We start from the raw sequence: 17,848 nt of genomic DNA on the forward strand, positions 1-17,848 counted from the left end.
TTCGCATCAAATTCTCGCTAGCCCTGCACGCAGTTGTTGAATATCTTCACAATACGGACCCGAGTATTTGTAATTTTCGAGAGATCAATAAAAGGAACAACGATGAAATTTCATTACACACTGCCCGCCGCCAGAACCCCGGAAGGGCGCAGCGCGCCGGCGTTACGTTGGGGAATCGTCGGACCGGGCTGGGTGGCGCAGCGTTTCGTTGCAGCGCTGCAAAAAAATACCCGCCAGATTGCCTACGCCGTGGCCGGTAGTGCGTTATCTAAGGCACGGGCCTTTGGCCAGCAGTTTTCAATTCCCCATGCCTACGGCTCCATCGACGAGCTGGTCAGGGATAACAACGTGGACGTGGTCTACGTGGCAACGCCTCACCCAACGCATTATGCCTGCGCGCTCAAGGCGATTCAGGCCGGTAAACATGTGCTGGTCGAAAAGCCGCTGGCGATAAATGCCGAGCAGGTGCGGGGATTACAGGAGGCGGCGCGAGAGCATAAGGTCTTTTTGATGGAGGCGATGTGGACCGCGTTTCTGCCAAAGTTTGATGTGCTACAGCAGGTGATTGATCAGGGCGCGATTGGTGAGATTCGTACCATTATTGCCGATCACGGTGAATATTTTGAGCAGAGCCACCGCATTATGCGTCCTGAACTGGCGGGCGGAACGCTGATGGACCTCGGCTCGTATCCGGTTGCGCTGGCGACCAAATTTCTGGGTGCGCCGGAGCAGGTGCTGGCGTCTGGACAGACCGCACCGACTGGGGTTAATGGGCAGGCGTCTATCGTCCTCAAACATAAGAATGGCAACCAGTCCTCTCTTCACACCACGCTGTTTAGCCATACGCCCGGTACGGCGGTGATCGCCGGTACCGAAGGCTATATTTTTCTCGAAGGCATGTTCTATGCGCCGGGAAACTTCCACATTTTCAACAACGATAAGCAGAAAATCAGCTATGAAGAGCCGCGTTTTTCTTACGACCAACTCTATCATCAGGCGGCGCATCTGGCCTTTTGTGTTGCGGATGGGCTGACTGAGTCGCCGATTCGCCCACTGGCTGACTCATTGCTCACGCTGCAAACGCTCGATGAAGTACGCCGTGAATTGGGCATTGTATTCAACGATATTTAAGGGGTTTTCACCGGCCCGTTAAGGCTCAAAGGTCAATCACCCGGCGATGCGTCAGATTTCGTGAACAGCACAGGGCAATCTGCTGCTTATGCGTTGCTTTCTCGGCCTGCTCGACGTATTCGAAGACATACGCAGTAAGTAAAAAACTCTGTTTAATACCGTTGAAGGGGCCGTCAGACCGATCACTTTGGCGGATTACCCCCCGGGCAGGCTACCCGCTCAATCAAACTGCCAGTAAAGCGGCGTACCGTAGACCTCGACAAAGTAGTCAATCACCGTTCTGACGTTGAGTGGGGGATGGCGTGTATTGGGGTAAATGGCAGCGATGTGCTGAGGTTCGGTTTTTATCGCCGCCTCATAGTCCGTCAATAGCCTGATAAGCTCGCCTTTCTTGATGCTGTCACCGATCAGCCAGTCGGGGAACAGCACCAGCCCCATCCCGTCGAGCGCGGCGGTGAGCAGCGACTCGGCGTTGTTGGAGGTCAGCACCGCCGAAATGGGGTAGTGAGTCCAGTCGTCTTCTGGCTTTCGAAACAGCCAGCGGTTAGGGCCGGTCGAACCGCTGTACACCAGACACTTATGCTGGCTGAACTCGGCGGGCGTAGCCGGTTTTCCAAACTGGCTAAGGTAGGCGGGAGACGCTGCCAGATGGTAACGCTGAGTGCCAAATACGCGGGCGTGAAACGAGGAGTCCGTCAGCGTGCCAATCCTGAACAAAACGTCCGTGGCGTCACGATGGGGATCGATATAATCGTCGGTTTGCGTTAGCTCAATCGATAACCGGGGGTAGCGGCTCGATAATTCGGTCAACCAGGGCGCGATGTGGCGCTGTCCAAAAAATACCGGCGCATTGATTCTGACCAGGCCTGCCGGTTCAAGCGCTCGATCGAGCAACTCGCGGCGCGCTTCATTAAGCTGCTCGGTCATGGTGCGTGCATACTCCACGAACAAACGACCCGCTTCGGTGGCGATTACCGCGCGCGTGTTGCGATAGAACAGCTGCTGCCCGAGCGTGTCTTCTAACTGATGAATCACCCGTGACACCATTGAGGCCGATACCCCTTCACGCCGCGCCACTACTGAAAAACTTTGTGCATCAAAGACGCCAATAAAGAACAGCAGTGTTCTGAAATTAATCGCGCTCGGGTCGTACATTATCTCATTCCCTGCAAAAGTGTTTCTTGGATTATACCGTTTTTCGCCATCAACCGCTGCTATATGATCGTCGCCTACATCACTGGAGACTGTTTTATGCAGCTTTTATTAATATTGCTCGTCGTCGTTGGCGGGATGGGGTTATCCGTTGAGGCCGGTTTACTGGGGCCATTGGGGGGAGAAGTTGGTGATTTATGGGCCACTTTCAGTATTTTCGGCGTCGGTGCCGCGCTGACGTTTCTGTTGATGCTGTTTTTCAGCCCGCGCAACAGTCCCTCGTTTTTTGCTCAACCCGGTTGGCAGCTGATTGGCGGTATTTTGGGGCCGATGTATGTGGTTATCCTGACCGTTGCTGTACCGAGCATTGGTATTGCACTGACCATGATCGGTATTCTCGCGGGGCAGGTCTTTAAAAGCCTGATCATCGACCACTACGGGCTGTTTGGCACCGCGCACCGAAAAATCGACAACAAACGTATCATCGCGCTGATATTTATTATTGCCGCACTGGTCCTCGTGGCTAAAGGTTAAGGTGAAAAAATGACGTTTCTATTTATTTTGCTGGCGGTTGCCGGTGGTGCATTCCTGAGCATTCAGGCGGCGGTAAACGGTCAGCTGGGCAGTAAAGTCGGCGTGTTTCGCTGTGCGTTTCTGACTTTCTCTCTTGGTGCACTGGTGACCGCCTTACTGATCTTTTTCTTTGAACCTAAACATGCGGTCACTCTGCTGGACGTGCCGAAATGGCAGCTGATGGGCGCGCTTTGCGGCGTCCCTTATATCGTTATTATGGTGCTTGCCGTGCAGCGTATTGGCGCGGCAGTGGCAACGGTGGCCGTTATTTTCGGTCAGTTGGCGATGAGCATGCTTATCGACAACTTCGGCTGGCTGGGGAATCAGACCATTCACTTTTCGGCCACGCGTCTGGGAGCCGTAGTCTGTCTGGCTATCGCGCTGTACTTCATCTATTCAAGCAACAAGAGCCAGGCGAAGGTTGCCGCTCAGGCCGAGGAAGGCGTCTCCGTTCAGGACTAAATTCTTTCAATTTCAGCCATACCCCGAGCCGCCTTTATGGGCGGCTTTTTGCTGCTTGCAGTAAATTTTCACTCAGCTGCTAGGCTTAAATAACGGAGGGAAAGGGTTTCCCTATTTGTTTAACGCAGAGCCAGCTGTTGCATGACTGGCTGAAAGACAGAGGGAAAACCGTTTGAAGAATCAAGATTATCCTGGGGAATTTCGCGACGAAGAGGGATTTTGTGATATCGGCGACTATGCCGCCGTAGGCGAAGGCAGAACGGTATCGCTGCTGTCTCCCGACGGCTCTGCCGACTGGTGGTGTGTGCCGGATCTGGACTCACCTCCCTTATTTGACCGACTGCTCGACGCCGAAAGAGGGGGATATTTTCAGTTGCTTCCCGCAGAGCCTTACCGCATGACCCGTCAGTATCGCGAGAATAGCAACGTGCTTGAAACGCTATACGAAACGGCGAAAGGACGGGTCAAGGTCACCGAGTCTATCAACAGCACGCTGGCCGGGTGTCTGCCGTGGAACGAGTTCGCTCGACGTATCGAGGGGCTCGAAGGCACGGTTTCGATGGCGTTGACGCTGCGTATCGGTACCGCATCTGACACCCGCACGCCGTGGCAACATGAAACGCCAGAGGGCACGGCCTGGCACGTGGGTAACCTGCTGCTGATGCTGCGTACTCAGGAAAATATCAAGTTTTCCTCATGCGCAGACGATGGTGCAGAGGCGACATTTCCGGTAAAGGCCGGTGAACGAACGCTGGCTGCGCTGCTGGTGACCGAAAATAAACCCTTGGCGGTACCTTCGCTCAAACGAATCGACAAGCATATTGAGACCAGCGATATCGCCTGGCGTGACTGGGTGGATTCTCTTGACTACAAAGGGAAATATAAGCCCCAGGTTATTCGTTCTGCGCTGGCCTTGAAGTTTCTGTGGCACTCGCCCACCGGTGCGCTCGCGGCGGCGGCGACGACCAGCCTGCCGGAGGGCAAGGGCAGCGGTAAAAACTATGACTATCGTTACGCCTGGGTGCGCGACGCCTGCATGATTATTCGCTCGTTCCTCTATATCGGCGCGCTCGACGACTGTCAGGCAGCCTTCTCCTGGCTCACAGACGCGCTGTACGACAGCGGCTGTGAGATGCATACCTGTTTTACGCTGAACGGCGAGCCGGTCCCGGAAGAGGTGATGATCCCGGTTCAGGGATATCGCGGTGAGCAGCCGGTACGCCACGGCAATAACGCCGCCAGCCAGCTACAGCTCAGCAACTATGGCGACGTCCTGGATACTGCGGTACTGTTTACCCAGGCAGGGCACGTGCTGGATCTCAAAACCTCTCGGCTGCTCGGTCAGATGGCCAACCTTTGTGCCGACACCTGGCGTCAGGAGGATTCGGGCATCTGGGAATTGCAGGAGTCGCACCATTACACCCACTCGAAAATGGCCTCCTGGCTTGCTCTTCATCAGGCGGTGCATCTGGCTAAGGGCGAGCACATCGAGCCGACGTGGGTTGGGCGCTGGGAGCGCGAGCGCGACAGGATACGAGACTGGATAGAAGAGAACTGCTGGTCAGAGGAACGGCAGAGCTATACCTTCTGGGCCGGTAGCAACGATCTCGACGCCGCCGTCGGCCTGATGCACCAGTACGGCAAAGAGGTTTCGCCGAAGAGAATGCTCAGCACGTTGAGGGCGATTCAGCAGGAACTCGGCACCGACGGAAACCTGCTTTATCGCTATTCCGGCGTTGAGAAGGAGGAGAATACCTTTATCGCCTGCGGCTTCTGGCTGGCGTCATCGCTGGCGGTGCTTGGCCATCAGAAGGAAGCAGAAGAGAACTTGCAATCGCTTCTGGAGATCCTCGGCGGTGGCAAAAATGCCGGTATCATGAGCGAAATGTATGATGTACGGACTAAAAAATGCTACGGCAACCTGCCGCAGGGGCTAAGCCACCTGTCGGTTATCTGTGCTGCACACATCATTACTGAAGGTTAAAATTCGCGAGCTGGGGCCGAGTTGCCCCAGCCGTTACCTTTCGCTGGCTGTTCCTTTCAACCTAAAATGATATCAGTCTATTTTTTTAACCCCATTATCATCAAGCTTATAGGGTATTCAGCCTTTTGGTACTTATCATGAGACACGCTCTTTAATGAGAATGCGTCTAGATTAAGGCTTAACTTTTTGGCTTTATGCCTAGGACTCGACTTTCATTATCTCGAAATGGACATTTTGACGAGAAGAGCTGTATACAGGGCACTCCAGCGCTTATCAATTCGATGAAATGCAGGTTGCACCGCTGGGGGCGCATTTAACCGGACAGTGCACCAATTTCTTAGCCGTCAACTTTGAACCCTATAGCGCTTAATAGTAAAGATTTCTCATTATAAATTGGGTCAATTTTTCTGAAAAATCAATTTTTTTAGCCTCTATTCACTCTGGCCGCTTGAAGTATTTTAAAAGTGGCTTAGGATAGCGCTTTACGATTTCTTTACCAAAAGCTTACGATATGGAGGCTAAATCTCTAGGCTTTTGGTTAAGCTGATTTAACGGAGATTTATGCAAACAAAACAGGGACCCGCCCATAACAACTGTTTCGATATTATCCGACACCTCGCTGCAATCATGGTTATTTACAGTCATCATTTTGCATTAAGTGGTCAGGACGAGCCGACTTTTTTAGGCTCGGGAACTTTAGGTTCTCTTGCTGTCTTTATATTTTTTTCAATATCTGGCTATTTAATTACGCAAAGTTATGAAAGGCGAAAATCTAATTTTGAATACGCTAAAAAAAGATTTTTAAGGATTTATCCAGGCCTGGCCGTTTGCCTGATATTTACCTTATATTTATGTTGCGGTCTTTTTGGTAAAGCTGGGTGGGCGGAATGGGCACTCTCTCTGGAACCTGTTAAGACGTTCATTAGGGTTATGGTCATAACGGGGGTTGGCGTTGTTGGCGTCATGCCCAGTGATATCAATGACTTTACCTCGGGTTATTTACTCAGTAATACCATGAACGGAAGTCTATGGACCTTGTTTTTTGAAGTGTTCGATTACATCGTGATTGCGTTATTTTTGACCGTTTTCAAAAATAAGAATCTGGCGGCTTTTATTCCGCTTATTTTATCGGCAATTATACAGGTAATTTGTGTTAAGAAAGGCATTACCCACCTGGCGATAATAGGGACAAGTTTATTCACTGTGCCTTTTTGTGTTGGAGCACTGTTATATATTAATAGGGACAGGTGGATTAACAATCTTCATCTAAAAGTCCTGATGCTGACAGCAGGCCTGTTGGTTATCTATTTCGCTTCCTGCGGCGGGCTTCTCACCAATGTGTTAGGGCCGATAGCCATTTGTGTAATGACAATTGTGATCGGGGTCTCAATTAAAGATCAATTGATAAAGGGAAGGTTTGACTTTTCATTCGGTATCTATATTTATGCATTTCCTGTGCAGCAGATAGTTATTAATGAAATGGGCATCCCTTTTTACGCCTCAATGATTTTATCTTTATTAATTACTTTCGTACTGGCGTCATTATCCTGGTTTCTGGTTGAGAAACCGATGATAAAAAGATAATGCACAGATAAAAGGGCGGTCCGAATTCTGCATGGAAACGGGCCACCTCTTGTGGCGTAATAGTTCCTTAGAGATCATAGAGATAGAATAATTTTGCCTACGTTTTTCTCTAAAGACAGAAGCCTGGCAACGCATTTTTAGCCATTCAGCAGGAGCATTGCCGGCTTAAGAACGAGGAAGGGGGAAACTAGCGCTTTGCCTTGTCGTGGCGCGGGCGAACATTAACGTCGGTTATCTGTGTGTCTTCACTGGCGGAAACCACCAGCCGCACCGCATGGGCAACCGACTCAGGCGTGCTGTATTCCAGCGGATCAATTTCTGCAAAATTACCGGCACGTTCGCGGCTCTTTCTGTTCATTGGCGTATCCGTGGGGCCGGGAGATACCGTAGCGACCCGCACGCCGTTTTCGCTTTCTTCTCCACGCAGGGCGTGTGCGAGGGCATTGAGGGCAAACTTGCTGGCCGAATAGACCGTATGTCCCGGCAGTGCCAGCGTGCCTGACCCCGAGTTGATAAACACCACCTGACCGTTTTGTTCGCGCAGTGCGGGGAGGGCGAGTCGAGTCAGCTCGGCGGGCGCAAAAAGGTTGATGGAAAACTGTTTTTGCCAGACGTCTGGCGTGGCGTTCTCAACGGTAGTTTGTTCGGAAACGGCAGCCGCATGAACCAGCACGTTTATCTGCGGCAGTGAGTGGATGAGTTTTTGCTGCGCCTCGAAGTCGAGCAGGTCAATCTCGACCGCCTCGACGTTTTGCAACAGACGCAGCGCAACCAGGCTGTCCTTGTTGCGGCCCAATGCATAAACCTGATGATCTTTTGCCAGGTCATGCACTACCGCCAATCCGATGCCGCTGGTGCCGCCGGTCACTACGGCGACCGGGCGTGAAAGGTGTGTTGTCATAATAAATTCCTCTGTAAGTATTGCCAAAAAGTTAGCAGTAATTTCTCCGTCCCGTTATGCATTTTCCTGTAATTCTTAGCATTTTTTCTTGGTAGTGCCGTTTACGGGCTTGTGTAATTCTCTGAGCAATATAAGAAAAGACACTCTGGTTTATGACCGGATATAGGGTTGAAGCTCAGGCTTTTGCATAAGGAACAGGAATGAAGAAATCTATTTTGCGCCGTGGCAATCTTTCCGCATGGGGACTTCTGGTACTCAGCAGCGTTACCGCCGTGGCCGCTCATGCGGACCAACTGGCCGATATCAAGAAAGCCGGCGTGGTCAGAGTGGCGACCTTCGACTCAAACCCGCCGTTCGGTTCCGTTGACGCAAAAACTCACGACATCGTGGGCTACGACGTCGATTTTGCCAAGGCGCTGGCGAAGGCCTGGGGGGTTAAACTGCAGCTGGTGCCGACCAACCCGGCAAACCGCATTCCTCTTCTGCAATCGGGTAAGGCTGACCTGATCGTTGCCGACATTACCATCACACCTGAGCGCGCGCAGGTGGTCGATTTCTCCGTTCCCTATTTTGTGACCGGTCAGCAGTTCCTGGTGCCGGTGGGTTCACCGGACAAACTGGACGCCTACGCGACCGCTCGCATCGGTGCGGTAAAAGGTACGACCGGCGAGCAGGAACTTCATCACCGTTTCCCGCAGTCACGCGTGCTGTCTTATGACGACATTCCGCTGGCGTTATCGGCGTTACGCAACGGCAACGTTCAGGCTATCACCCAGGACAGCACTATCTTGGCGGGCTTGCTCGACGGCGCGCCGGACAAGGCGAAATACAAGGTGTTGCCAGAACTGTTGAGCAAAGAAGAGATTGGTGTCGGTGTCAAAAAAGGCGAAAGCAACCTGTTGAAAGCGGTCAATGACGAGCTGCTGACCCTCGAGAAAAACGGTCAGGCGGTCAGTATCTACAACACATGGTTTGGCCCGCAGACGAAATCCCCGCAGCCGCGACTGTTCAAAATCGAAGCGAAATAATCGGCGGGTACCTGCGATGCAGCAAGACTCTCTCTCTACCGCAGCGACGTCTGCGGTTTTTTCACGTTCATCGGTGAAAAACCAAACGGCGGTGGAATTCCGCCGGGTCAGCAAATCCTTTGGCCCTCATCAGGTGATAAAACAGGTCAATCTGAGTGTGTCGAGCGGCGAAGTGATTGCGGTATGCGGTCCATCGGGCTCGGGTAAATCGACCTTAATTCGGTTGATCAATCATCTTGAGACGCTAAGCGAAGGCGAAATTTTCATTAACCAGCAGCCTACCTCGCGCTTGAACGGCGCCGCGCTGCGACAGTTACGTACTCATATTGGCTTTGTATTTCAGCAGTTTAACCTCTACTCCCACCTCACGGCGCAGGACAATGTCAGCCTTGCGCTCATTAAAGTGCACGGCTGGAAGCGAGAGGACGCGCGCAAGAAGGCGCAGACCTTGCTCGAACGCGTAGGGTTGAAAGACCGCGCGCTGCATTACCCCGAGCAGCTTTCGGGAGGCCAGCAGCAGCGGGTGGCCATTGCGCGTGCACTGGTCACCGATCCCTCCATTATCCTTTTCGATGAGCCGACGTCAGCGCTCGACCCTGAGATGATCGGGGAGGTGTTGCTGGTAATGCGTGAGCTGGCACAGAGTGGGATAACCATGATAGTGGTGACCCACGAGATGAGTTTTGCACGCGAAATCGCCGACAGAGTGGTGTTTATGGACGGCGGCGAAATACTTGAAGAGGCCGAGCCTGAAGCCTTCTTCACCCGGCCCGCCCACCCGCGGGCGCAGCGGTTTCTGCAGAAAGTGCTGTTCCCGCTGCACCCGGAAGAAGGGCCCGCGCAATGAGCTGGCATCCAGACTGGGCCGGGGTGCTAACCGGCCAGCCGTTGCAGTGGATTATCTCAGGCTTTCTGACCACGCTTTACGTCAGCGTGGTGAGCAGCCTCCTGGCAAGTGGTCTGGTCGTGTTATTGCTGGCTCTGAGACTCGGCGGCCAGCGGGTGGGGCGGGCATTTGTCGCCGCCTATGTCTCGATATTTCGTAATACGCCGCTGCTGGTTCAGCTATTTTTCTGGTATTTCGCCGCCTACGGTGCATTGCCGCAGCGTTGGCGTTTTTACATCGGCGACAATCATCCGTGGGCGACGCTGCCGGGTAACGTGGCGTGGCTGACACCGGAGTTTCTCTGTGCGGCGTGGGGACTGGCGTTGTTTACCGCTGCCTTTCTGCTCGAAGAGGTGCAGTCGGGCCTCAATGCGATTCCTAAAGGGCAAAGCGAAGCCGCAATTTCACAAGGATTTAGCGACTGGCAGCGGCTGCGAAGCGTGCTGTTGCCTCAGGCCGTGACTAACGCCTGGCAGCCAATCGCCGGCCAGTATCTCAATCTGATGAAGCTTTCATCACTCGCCACCGGCATCGGTTTTTCGGAGCTGACCTATCAAGTTAGCCAGATTGAAAGCTATAACGCGCACGCCTTTGAAGGCTTTGCCGTGGGCACCGGACTGTATCTGCTGCTCGGCCTGATTCTGGGGGGATTATTGACCTGGCTAGGGCCGAAGCGCCCGGCTAAAAAGCGTCAACAGCCTCGGATTGCGGGGTTAACGCAGGAAGCGTCGGCGGAGGGGCATCATGGAGTTTGATTACTCGGTCCTGCACGATAATTTTACTTATATGCTGTGGGGGCGCGTCGCCGACGGGCAGCCGGGCGGGGTGTTGCTAACGCTGATTATGGCGCTTTCGGCGGGTGTTCTGGCCTTGGTTTTAGGCGTGCTGATGGCCGGGTTAGCGTGGCGTTTCGGCGGCTGGACGCGACACGTTCTGTTCCTCTGGGCGTCGTTCATTCGCGGTATCCCACTGATCTTCGTTATTTTCTGGCTCTATTTTTTACTGCCGGTCGTTTTTGGCGGCTCAATTCCGGGGCCACTGACCGTGGTGCTTGCGTTGGCGTGGTTTACCTCAGCGGCGGTGATGCATTCAACCCTCGCCGGTCTCGAGTCACTGCCAACGGGACAGCAAGAGGCGGGAATTGCCTCTGGGATGAGTCCGCTAAAAATTCTTGGCTTTATCCTGCTGCCGCAGGCGTGGCCCAACCTGTTGCCTTCCTATATTGGCCTGTTTATCTCGCTGATTAAGGATACTTCGCTGGCGTTTATCGTCAACGTGCCTGAGTTGACGACGATTGCCGCGCAGGTGAATAACCGCGTGCAGATTTACCCGGCAGAGATCTTCCTGTTTGTCGGACTGGTGTATTACCTGATTTGCGCCGCGCTGGCGCACGTTGCCGGAAAAAGGCTGAAGAAGGCCAAGCGGCAGCGGCTTGTTAAACCCTAACCTGATGTGGAGCAAGATATGTCTGACATTTTAACCCAAGAAGTTTTGGCGCAGCTGTTTACCGAGGCGCGGACCCATAACGGCTGGCAGGACAAACCGGTCAGCCCTGAATTGCTGAAACAGGCGTGGGACATTGCTAAATGGGGCCCAACCTCGGCCAACGCCAGTCCGCTGCGTGTGGTGTTTATCAGCGGCAAAGCGGCGAAGGATCGGCTGGTCGAGGCGGTTTCCGACGGCAACAAGCTGAAAACCGCCAGCGCGCCGGTGACGGCCATTATTGCCCACGATCCCAAATTCTATGACCAACTGCCCAAGCTGTTTCCGCACGCCGATGCGCGCAGTTGGTTTACCTCAAGCGAGGCATTAGCCAATGAAACCGCCTTCAGAAATGGGTCTTTACAGGCGGCCTATTTCATCATTGCCCTGCGCTCGCTGGGATTGGACACCGGCCCAATGTCGGGTTTTGACGCCGCCGAGGTTGAAAAACGCTTCCTGAGTGAAAAGGGCTGGAAAGTGAATTTCCTGGTCAATATTGGCTACGGCGATCCGGCCAAACTGTTCGAACGTTTGCCGCGTTTGTCCTTCGATGAAGCCACCTTAACGCTTTAATCTACTGTTTTTAAAAAATAACAATACCGATGCAGGGATAAAATATGCTCAATAAATTCGCTTTTCGTCTCGGACTTTCCGCCGCTTCCGCAGGCCGTTTGACCGCCCTCGCGGCGCTGATGGCTTCAGTTTCTGCCTATGCTGCCGAGCCGCTGCGCGTGGCCGCCGATCCGGTACCCCACGCCGAGATCCTCGACTACGTGAAGAAGATCGACCCGGGCCTGAATCTCAAGGTCATCGAGATACCGGAAGGAGTTAACTCCAATGAACTGCTGGAGCATGGTGACGTAGACGCCAACTATTTCCAGCATCGCCCTTATCTGTTAACGCAGGAAAAGGCGTTGGGCGTGAAGTTTGCGGTGGCCGCCGAGGTCCATATCGAGCCGCTGGGAATATACTCCAGCAAGTATAAGCACTACGACCAGGTACCGGATAACGCCAAGGTGGCTATTCCAAACAACGAGACCAATCTCAGTCGTGGCCTCTATCTGTTGCAGGACCAGGGCCTCATCAAGCTGAAGCCAGATCTGAAAACGCTGGCAACGCCGCAGGACATCATTAGCAATCCTAAGCATCTTAAAATCGTAGAGGTTGAATCGCCGCAAATTCCACGCGCCTTACCGGACGTGGATCTGGCGATTATTAACGGTAACTACGCGCTGGAAGCCGGTCTGGATCCGGCGAAAGATGCGCTGGGGCTGGAAAAAGCGCAAGGAAATCCGTATGCCAATATCGTGGTCACCACGCAGAAACTGGCGCATGATCCCCGTATTTTGCGTCTGGCGAAAGACTTGGAATCACCGCAGGTGGCCGAGTTTATTATTCAGAAATACCACGGGTCTGTGCTGCCAGTGAGCGCGGCTAAAAGCTAAAAAGGGTTTTACCCGGCAGTAACCTATCGCCCCCAACGCGTTGCACGCCAGGGGGCGATAGTTTTATCAGACTGATGCGGCAGGCACGCTGGCGAGCAGGGTTTGCGTATAGGCATGCTGCGGCGAGCGGATAATCTGCTCGGTAGTGCCACTTTCCACTATCTTGCCGTCTTTCATTACCGCAATCCGATGACTCATGTGTTCGACTACGCCCAAATCATGGGAGATAAACAGCATGGCAAGTCCGAGCTTGCGCTGAAGCGCGGTGAGCAGGTCCAGAACCTGAGCCTGCGTGGTGACATCGAGCGCCGAAACCGGCTCGTCGCAGACCAGAATTTCCGGACCGGACGCCAGCGCCTGGGCGATTGACACCCGCTGACGCTGTCCGCCCGACAAGGCCTGTGGGCGACGTTCCAGCAGTTTAGGATGCAGCCCGACGAGTTGCAGTAATTCCAGCGTTTTTAAACGCAAGTCAAGCGCCGAAAGTTTTCCGCGTAGCTTCAACGGCTGGTGAATAATCTGCTCGACCGTATACTGTGGGTCGAAGGAGCCTAATGGGTCCTGCGTAATGGTTTGAATGCGCCCGCGCAAGGGCCGACGTTCCGACTCTCGCAGCTGGCTCCAGGGTTTTCCTGCCAGCCATACTTCACCGCGATGTGCCGACTGAAGTGCAAGCACCACTTTCCCCAGCGTGGTCTTACCCGAGCCTGACTCGCCGACCAGCCCGAGCGTCTCTCCCCACGCCAGCTGGAGTGAGACCTGATTGACCGCATTGTGTTTGACGCCGTCGGGGCGACTGAAATTGACCGAGACGTCGCGCACGTCCAGCGCTGCGACATTCTGCTCGCGGCGCTGCTGGTTTTCGTTCTCTTGCGCGGTGAGCGGCGCATCCGGCAGCGGCGGCTCTCCCGAAAGCCAACGTCCCCGCGTGTCTGCCCCGGGAATAGCGGCTAGAAGCCGTCGCGTATAAGGGTGCGACGGCGCGGCCAGTACCTGCTTCGCATTGCCGCTCTCCACGCCTTCACCCTGCTGCATGACCACCACGCGGTCAGCGACCTGCGCGACCACCGAGAGGTCGTGGGTTATCAGCAACACGCCGTGACCGGCCTGCGCCAGCTTGCGAAATACCGCCAAAATACGTTGCTGAACGGTGACGTCGAGCGCCGTCGTCGGTTCGTCGGCGATCAACAGTTTCGGGCCGCCTGCGAGGGCCGAGGCGATCAGCGCGCGCTGGCGAAGTCCGCCGGAAAGTTGGTGGGGATACTGATCAATACGGTGATGCGGGTCGGGTATACCGACCTGATGCAGCAGCGCTTCTACCTGTGCGGGTATCGCACGACGCGGGTACAACCGATGGATAAGCATGGGTTCGGCGATTTCCTTGCCGAGGGTGCGCAGCGGATCAAGCGAGACCAGTGCGTCCTGCAAGACGAAGCCAATCTCGCGGCCGCGCAGCTTTTGCCAGTCTGCGGCGCTTTGTTTCAGCAAGTTTTTGGCCGTGCCGTCGTGGGTGATTAAGGTCAGGGTACGGGCGTTGACCCTGGCATTATCGCCTGCCAGTCCGACCAGTGTTCGGGCGGTCACCGACTTACCTGAACCCGACTCGCCGACCAGTGCGACAATTTCGCCGGGTCGAACCTGAAACGAGATATTTTTTACCGCCTGTACGGTGCCCTGCGGCTGAAGAAAATCAACCTGTAGATCTTCAACGACGAGGAGCGGGGCGGCTGCATTTTGATTGAGGGTCATGGATTAGGCCCCTTTTGCCAGAATAGTTTGCAAACGACGCCCCAGCAGGGTGATAGCAATCACCGAGACGGCCACCACGGTGGCGGGCAACAGGCTTATCCACGGCGCGACGTCGAGATAGTCACGGCCATCGGCCAGCAGCGCGCCCCATTCGGCGGTAGGCGGAATAACGCCCAGACCGAGGAAGCTCAGCGACGACGCGGTCAGCACCGACTGGCCCACGCCGATGGTGGCGAGAATAAGCAGCGGGCGCAGCGTGTTGGGCAGAATGTGTCGAAAGATAATGCTCAGCGGCGGTTCGCCGAGCGCCACGGCGTGCTCGACATAGCCGGAAAGTTTGACCTGCAACACCTGAGAGCGTAACAGACGCGCATAGCTGGCGATGCCCGAGAGCCCGACGGCAATCAGCGTGTTGGTTGGTCCGCGCCCCAGCACGGCAATCACCAGCAGTGCCAGCAGCAGCTCGGGAAAGGCGAGCAGAATATCGAGTACCCGCACCAGCACGCGCCGCAGAGCCAGCGGTGCCAGCGCCGTCAGTAAACCGAGCGCCATGCCGCCGAGGCAGGCGATAAGCGTTGCGCCGAGGCCGATGCTCAACGACAGCGCCGAGCCGTAAACCACGCGGGAAAATACGTCGCGGCCCAGTGAATCGGTTCCAAACCAGTGGTGCAGCGTTGGGGCGGCGAGCACCGCGTCCATGTCCATGTCATCCGGTTTCAGGGGCGTGAACCACTGCGGCGCAATAACGGTGAAAATCAGCAGCAGGACGAAGGCCGCAGGGATGAGCGTTTTGGGCAACAGCCACGGACTGGTGCTGCGCGCCAAAGTGTTCTGGCGTGAGGGAATTAGCAAAGGATCGCTGCTCATGGTCAAGGGGTCCTTTTACGCAGGCGCGGATCGACCAGCAGATAGGCGGCATCGACCAACAGATTAATGATAACGAACAGCAGGGCAGAGAGCATCACGATGCCCAGCACCAGAGGCATATCGCGGCTGGCTATTGCCTGTAGGGTGATTTTGCCGATACCCGCGCGGCCAAAGACCGTTTCAGTAAGAATAGACCCGCTCAGCACGCTCGCCAGCATGGTGCCGGTCAACGTGGAGGCCGCCAGGGCGGCGTGGCGCAGGCCGTGGCGCAGACGCAGGCGGGTTTCACCGGCACCGCGTGCACGCACCGTCAACGCGAAGGGCTGCGACAGCGCCTCCTCCAGACCGTCGCGCAGAATTTGACTCAGAATCGCCGCCAGCGGCAGGCTCAGGGTAATCACAGGCAGCACCAGCGAGCGCCAGCCATCGTTTCCCATCACCGGGAACCAGTGCATCTGAAAACTGAACAGGCTGAGCAGGATGATGCCTAGCCAATAGACCGGTGTGCTGAGCAGGCAAAGCTCAAGCCCGGAGAAGCACGCTCTAAGGACGCGCCAGCGACCGGCGGTAGCCAACGCATTGAGGATAGCCAACGCCAATGCGAGCAGCAGTGCCAGCGCGGCCAGCACCGACGTTTGCTTCAACGCCGAGAGAATGACCTCGATGACCGGTTCGCGATACTGATAGCTCTGACCAAAATTACCCAACAGCGCATGGCCGCAGTAGTGCAGATACTGCAACCACAGCGGCTGGTCCAGCCCAAACTCATGGGTAAGCTGGGCGCGAAAGGCATCGTCCACCACGCTAGTACCGCCGCTGAGAATGGACACCGGATCGCCCGGAATCAGCTTCAGGGCGATAAAGGTGAGGGTGGCCGCGCCCCATAGCACGGCCAGGATAGTGAAAAGACGTTGTATTGCAGTCCAAATCATATTAATGGCTCAACCAGACATCATAGAAGTTTGGCTTGGCGTTGGTCGCCCAGCTTACGCCGTGTACCTTTTTGGAAATGCCCAACTGATAGGCCGGAACGTACAACGGCACCACGTAGGCCTGCTCGATAATTTCATGCTGAATGTCGGAATAGAGCTGCTGACGTTTCGCGTCCGGTGCGCCTACCGCCTCGAGCAGCTTGGCGTCGAGCGATTTCACGACGCTGTAGTTGGCCCCTTTCGGTGGCGCATAGCTCGACAAGAACACGGTACGCAGGATGTCCGGCTCGGCGCGTACGTAGTAGTTATTCACCACGTCATACTGATTATTGTTGGTGCGGTCGGTAAAGGCACCGGAATCGACCGGGTCCAACTTGAGAAGGAACCCGGCTTTCTTCACCTGGAACTGAATTGCCTGGAACAGCGTCACGTCGGAACTCTGGATAGTCGTCGGGTCATAAACGAAGTCTACGGTCAACGTTTTGCCGTCTTTGGTACGAATACCGTCGCTGTTCTTTTGGGTCCAACCGGCTTCGTCGAGCAGCTTGTTGGCCTTGGCGAGGTCATACTTCAGCAGTTTTGCGACCGAAGGGTCGTAATACTGCGTCTGCGGGCCCAGTACGTTATCGGCAGGTTTCAGGGTGCCGAAGAACGCCACTTTTACCGCCGAAGCGGGATCGGTTGCGCTCTGGAAGGCCTGGCGAACCTTCACGTCGGTGAACGGACCGCGTGAGGTGTTCAGATATAACACCTCACTCACCCCTGGGTTCTCTTTGGTCTTGACCTCGAGCGCCGGATTGTTTTTCACCGACTTGGCGTTGACCGGCGGTACCGCGTCAATGGCCTGAATCTGACCGCTGGTCAACGCGCCTAAACGCACTGAAGACTCCGGCAAATATTTGAAGTTAATCGCTTCAAGGTAGGCTGGACCCGTGTGTGTCGCATAGCCTGGCCCCCAGTGATAGTCGGCGCGACGTGTCAGCTGGCTGCCGCTGCCTTTGACGAAGGACTTAAGAATAAACGGACCGGAACCCACGACTGTGTTGCTGGTGTTCGGGGTGTTTTTCAAATAGGTCGGTGACTGAATACCCAGATAGGGCAGGCTTAACCCTTGCAGTAACGGGGCAAACGGCGAGTCATAGTGGATAGCGACGGTATAGTCGTCCGGGGTCGAAATCGTTTTGACAGGCCCAAGCAGCGACTTGGAATAGCTTGAGGTGGTTTTGGGATCGAGAATGCGCTCAAGGTTGAATTTCACCGCGGCGGCGTCGAGCCGGGTGCCGTCGCTGAAGGTCACGTCTTTTCGCAGGTGGAACACGTAATCGGTATGGTTTTCATTCACCTCCCAGCTTGATGCCAGCCACGGGGTGAAGTGGTTATCCTCAGCCTGTCCGACGAGGGAATCAACCACGTTACGGTCAATCAGTGCGGTGACCGACTGTCCGGTAATCGACGGGTCAATAATCGGCGTATCGCTGCCCAATGCAACGTTTAACGTACCGCCTTGAACCGGCGTTTCGGCCGCATTTGCGGTAAACGCTTGCCCTGCTGACATCACCAGTGCCGCCGTGGCAACCCACTTGGCGAGCGTCGTTTTTTGCCACTGTTTTTTTGTTATAGTCATATCCAACTCCATCAAAATAATGAAAAAACCCTGTATTTTTTATTCAAT

Annotated in this window: 17 protein-coding genes; 11 read left to right on the forward strand and 6 right to left on the reverse strand. The window is 54.9% G+C overall.

The genetic code is table 11. The features are described from left to right. Positions 1-102 precede the first annotated feature (102 nt). Positions 103-1,131: a Gfo/Idh/MocA family protein gene (locus tag O1V65_RS05000; protein ID WP_017492051.1), complete on the forward strand. Its 1,029-nt coding sequence runs from the start codon at positions 103-105 to the stop codon at positions 1,129-1,131. 219 nt (positions 1,132-1,350) lie between these two features. Here O1V65_RS05000 and O1V65_RS05005 read toward each other — a convergent pair whose 3' ends face one another. Then, positions 1,351-2,286, reverse strand: coding sequence for a LysR family transcriptional regulator (locus O1V65_RS05005; RefSeq protein WP_269130237.1), 936 nt, complete (start codon positions 2,284-2,286; stop codon positions 1,351-1,353). 96 nt (positions 2,287-2,382) lie between these two features. Here O1V65_RS05005 and O1V65_RS05010 point away from each other — a divergent pair, with 96 nt between their 5' ends. The 4 genes from O1V65_RS05010 to O1V65_RS05025 all read left to right on the forward strand — a co-directional run bounded on the left by O1V65_RS05010 (position 2,383) and on the right by O1V65_RS05025 (position 6,886). Then, positions 2,383-2,817 carry a DMT family transporter gene (locus tag O1V65_RS05010; protein WP_017492053.1) on the forward strand — a complete coding sequence of 145 codons (435 nt, stop codon included), beginning with the start codon at positions 2,383-2,385 and terminating at the stop codon, positions 2,815-2,817. 9 nt (positions 2,818-2,826) lie between these two features. Then, entirely contained in the window at positions 2,827-3,318 is a 492-nt protein-coding gene (locus O1V65_RS05015; RefSeq protein WP_017492054.1) for a DMT family transporter, read from the forward strand. 172 nt (positions 3,319-3,490) lie between these two features. After that, the gene (locus tag O1V65_RS05020) at positions 3,491-5,302 is read left to right on the forward strand and encodes a glycoside hydrolase family 15 protein (protein ID WP_017492055.1); all 1,812 of its coding nucleotides are present in this window, start codon (positions 3,491-3,493) and stop codon (positions 5,300-5,302) included. Between the two features lie 561 nt (positions 5,303-5,863). Continuing rightward, entirely contained in the window at positions 5,864-6,886 is a 1,023-nt protein-coding gene (locus O1V65_RS05025; protein ID WP_165429185.1) for an acyltransferase family protein, read from the forward strand. Between the two features lie 187 nt (positions 6,887-7,073). Here O1V65_RS05025 and O1V65_RS05030 read toward each other — a convergent pair whose 3' ends face one another. Then, complete coding sequence (locus O1V65_RS05030) at positions 7,074-7,787, reverse strand: SDR family oxidoreductase (RefSeq protein WP_227953063.1); 714 nt, start codon at positions 7,785-7,787, stop codon at positions 7,074-7,076. A gap of 200 nt (positions 7,788-7,987) precedes the next feature. On the opposite strand from O1V65_RS05030, the gene O1V65_RS05035 reads away from it, so the two are divergent. From O1V65_RS05035 to O1V65_RS05060, 6 genes are read left to right on the forward strand one after another with little or no spacing between them, the layout of a single operon-like run. Continuing rightward, positions 7,988-8,815 (forward strand): ABC transporter substrate-binding protein, encoded by an 828-nt coding sequence (locus O1V65_RS05035; protein WP_017492058.1) that lies wholly within the window; start codon positions 7,988-7,990, stop codon positions 8,813-8,815. A 16-nt stretch (positions 8,816-8,831) separates the two neighbouring features. Then, a complete protein-coding gene (locus O1V65_RS05040; RefSeq protein ID WP_227955108.1) occupies positions 8,832-9,662 on the forward strand; it encodes an amino acid ABC transporter ATP-binding protein in 831 nt (276 codons plus the stop codon). Next, complete coding sequence (locus O1V65_RS05045; protein ID WP_084912253.1) at positions 9,659-10,456, forward strand: amino acid ABC transporter permease; 798 nt, start codon at positions 9,659-9,661, stop codon at positions 10,454-10,456. Before O1V65_RS05040 ends, O1V65_RS05045 begins: the two co-directional genes overlap by 4 nt. Continuing rightward, entirely contained in the window at positions 10,446-11,147 is a 702-nt protein-coding gene (locus tag O1V65_RS05050) for an amino acid ABC transporter permease (protein ID WP_017492061.1), read from the forward strand. The genes O1V65_RS05045 and O1V65_RS05050 overlap by 11 nt, the downstream gene beginning before the upstream one ends. A gap of 18 nt (positions 11,148-11,165) precedes the next feature. Further along, positions 11,166-11,756 (forward strand): malonic semialdehyde reductase, encoded by a 591-nt coding sequence (locus O1V65_RS05055; protein ID WP_017492062.1) that lies wholly within the window; start codon positions 11,166-11,168, stop codon positions 11,754-11,756. A 44-nt stretch (positions 11,757-11,800) separates the two neighbouring features. Continuing rightward, positions 11,801-12,628, forward strand: a complete 828-nt coding sequence (locus O1V65_RS05060; RefSeq protein ID WP_165429187.1) for a MetQ/NlpA family ABC transporter substrate-binding protein — start codon at positions 11,801-11,803, stop codon at positions 12,626-12,628. Between the two features lie 66 nt (positions 12,629-12,694). Here O1V65_RS05060 and O1V65_RS05065 read toward each other — a convergent pair whose 3' ends face one another. The 4 genes from O1V65_RS05065 to O1V65_RS05080 are packed head-to-tail and all read right to left on the reverse strand — an operon-like array spanning position 12,695 to position 17,794. Further along, positions 12,695-14,377 carry a dipeptide ABC transporter ATP-binding protein gene (locus tag O1V65_RS05065; RefSeq protein ID WP_269130238.1) on the reverse strand — a complete coding sequence of 561 codons (1,683 nt, stop codon included), beginning with the start codon at positions 14,375-14,377 and terminating at the stop codon, positions 12,695-12,697. A gap of 3 nt (positions 14,378-14,380) precedes the next feature. Beyond that, complete coding sequence (locus O1V65_RS05070; protein WP_017492065.1) at positions 14,381-15,244, reverse strand: ABC transporter permease; 864 nt, start codon at positions 15,242-15,244, stop codon at positions 14,381-14,383. 2 nt (positions 15,245-15,246) lie between these two features. After that, entirely contained in the window at positions 15,247-16,176 is a 930-nt protein-coding gene (locus O1V65_RS05075; RefSeq protein ID WP_017492066.1) for an ABC transporter permease, read from the reverse strand. Between the two features lies 1 nt (position 16,177). Beyond that, positions 16,178-17,794: an ABC transporter substrate-binding protein gene (locus O1V65_RS05080; RefSeq protein ID WP_376783534.1), complete on the reverse strand. Its 1,617-nt coding sequence runs from the start codon at positions 17,792-17,794 to the stop codon at positions 16,178-16,180. Positions 17,795-17,848: the final 54 nt, after the last annotated feature.

The organism is Rouxiella badensis, from assembly GCF_026967515.2.
In the GTDB taxonomy this organism is placed as follows: Bacteria; Pseudomonadota; Gammaproteobacteria; order Enterobacterales; family Enterobacteriaceae; genus Rouxiella; species Rouxiella badensis.

Excerpts from the sequence above, each read along its gene's own strand:
- O1V65_RS05055 (WP_017492062.1), top strand. The coding sequence starts at position 11,166 with ATGTCTGACATTTTAACCCAAGAAGTTTTGGCGCAGCTGTTTACCGAG.
- O1V65_RS05030 (WP_227953063.1), bottom strand. The coding sequence starts at position 7,787 with ATGACAACACACCTTTCACGCCCGGTCGCCGTAGTGACCGGCGGCACC.
- O1V65_RS05070 (WP_017492065.1), bottom strand. The coding sequence starts at position 15,244 with ATGAGCAGCGATCCTTTGCTAATTCCCTCACGCCAGAACACTTTGGCG.
- O1V65_RS05010 (WP_017492053.1), top strand. The coding sequence starts at position 2,383 with ATGCAGCTTTTATTAATATTGCTCGTCGTCGTTGGCGGGATGGGGTTA.
- O1V65_RS05065 (WP_269130238.1), bottom strand. The coding sequence starts at position 14,377 with ATGACCCTCAATCAAAATGCAGCCGCCCCGCTCCTCGTCGTTGAAGAT.
- O1V65_RS05050 (WP_017492061.1), top strand. The coding sequence starts at position 10,446 with ATGGAGTTTGATTACTCGGTCCTGCACGATAATTTTACTTATATGCTG.
- O1V65_RS05025 (WP_165429185.1), top strand. The coding sequence starts at position 5,864 with ATGCAAACAAAACAGGGACCCGCCCATAACAACTGTTTCGATATTATC.
- O1V65_RS05075 (WP_017492066.1), bottom strand. The coding sequence starts at position 16,176 with ATGATTTGGACTGCAATACAACGTCTTTTCACTATCCTGGCCGTGCTA.
- O1V65_RS05035 (WP_017492058.1), top strand. The coding sequence starts at position 7,988 with ATGAAGAAATCTATTTTGCGCCGTGGCAATCTTTCCGCATGGGGACTT.
- O1V65_RS05045 (WP_084912253.1), top strand. The coding sequence starts at position 9,659 with ATGAGCTGGCATCCAGACTGGGCCGGGGTGCTAACCGGCCAGCCGTTG.
- O1V65_RS05005 (WP_269130237.1), bottom strand. The coding sequence starts at position 2,286 with ATGTACGACCCGAGCGCGATTAATTTCAGAACACTGCTGTTCTTTATT.
- O1V65_RS05000 (WP_017492051.1), top strand. The coding sequence starts at position 103 with ATGAAATTTCATTACACACTGCCCGCCGCCAGAACCCCGGAAGGGCGC.
- O1V65_RS05060 (WP_165429187.1), top strand. The coding sequence starts at position 11,801 with ATGCTCAATAAATTCGCTTTTCGTCTCGGACTTTCCGCCGCTTCCGCA.
- O1V65_RS05040 (WP_227955108.1), top strand. The coding sequence starts at position 8,832 with ATGCAGCAAGACTCTCTCTCTACCGCAGCGACGTCTGCGGTTTTTTCA.
- O1V65_RS05015 (WP_017492054.1), top strand. The coding sequence starts at position 2,827 with ATGACGTTTCTATTTATTTTGCTGGCGGTTGCCGGTGGTGCATTCCTG.